We start from the raw sequence: 1,105 nt of genomic DNA on the forward strand, positions 1-1,105 counted from the left end.
TTCCATTCCCGGCTCACGCTCTCTTTCTGCGTCCCCACAGTTCTGTCCATATGCAGTACAGGAATCTCCACCTGTTGTCCATCGACTACGACTCTCGTCCTCGCCTTAGGCCCCGACTTACCCAGAGCAGATCAGCTTTACTCTGGAAACCTTGGATATTCGGCCACAAGGATTCTCACCTTGTTCTCGCTACTCATTCCGGCATTCTCTCTTCTCAGCAGTCCACTGCTCCTTCCGGTACAGCTTCTTCCCGCTGACAATGCTCCTCTACCAACCTTGCGGTTCCGCAGCTTCGGTATCATGTTTCAGCCCCGGACATTTTCGGCGCAGGACCTCTCGACTAGTGAGCTATTACGCACTCTTTGAATGGATGGCTGCTTCTGAGCCAACATCCTAGTTGTCTTCGAAATCCCACATCCTTTTCCACTTAACATGTATTTTGGGACCTTAGCTGGCGGTCTGGGCTCTTTCCCTTTCGACTACCCAACTTATCTCGTGCAGTCTGACTCCCAGTCATCACGTCCACGGCATTCGGAGTTTGATAAGCTTCGGTAGGCTTTGACGCCCCCTAGGCTATTCAGTGCTCTACCTCCGTGTCGCTAAACTGAGGCTAGCCCTAAAGCTATTTCGAGGAGAACCAGCTATCTCCGGGTTCGATTGGAATTTCTCCCCTATCCACACCTCATCCCCACCCTTTTCAACGGATGTGGGTTCGGTCCTCCATTGCCTTTTACGGCAACTTCAACCTGGACATGGATAGATCACCCGGTTTCGGGTCTACTCCATCTGACTCTGGCCCTATTAAGACTCGGTTTCCCTTCGGCTCCGGACCTTTAGTCCTTAACCTCGCCAGATGATGTAACTCGCCGGACCGTTCTACAAAAAGTACGCGGTCCATCTCTTAAGGATGTCCCACAGCTTGTAAACACAGGGTTTCAGGTTCTCTTTCACTCCCCTCCCGGGGTTCTTTTCACCTTTCCTTCACAGTACTATACGCTATCGGTCACTGAGTAGTATTTAGCCTTGGGAGGTGGTCCTCCCGACTTCCCACAAGGTTCCACGTGTCTCGTGGTACTCTGGATTCTGCCTGCTGCCTACGGATTTC

General features: G+C 51.9%; 1 protein-coding gene and 1 other annotated feature (1 of these 2 cut by a window edge). The gene reads right to left on the reverse strand.

The window, feature by feature from the left end:
* Nucleotides 1-1,105: a sequence feature (mutual gap in cmsearch alignment for this rRNA model is longer than 100), on the reverse strand; it reaches 1,383 nt to the left of the window's first position.
* Nucleotides 138-302 (reverse strand): hypothetical protein, encoded by a 165-nt coding sequence (locus EV212_RS13595; RefSeq protein WP_207669132.1) that lies wholly within the window; start codon nucleotides 300-302, stop codon nucleotides 138-140. (Overlaps the previous feature by 165 nt.)

This window comes from Frisingicoccus caecimuris, assembly GCF_004340975.1.
Taxonomy (GTDB): domain Bacteria; phylum Bacillota; class Clostridia; order Lachnospirales; family Lachnospiraceae; genus Frisingicoccus; species Frisingicoccus caecimuris.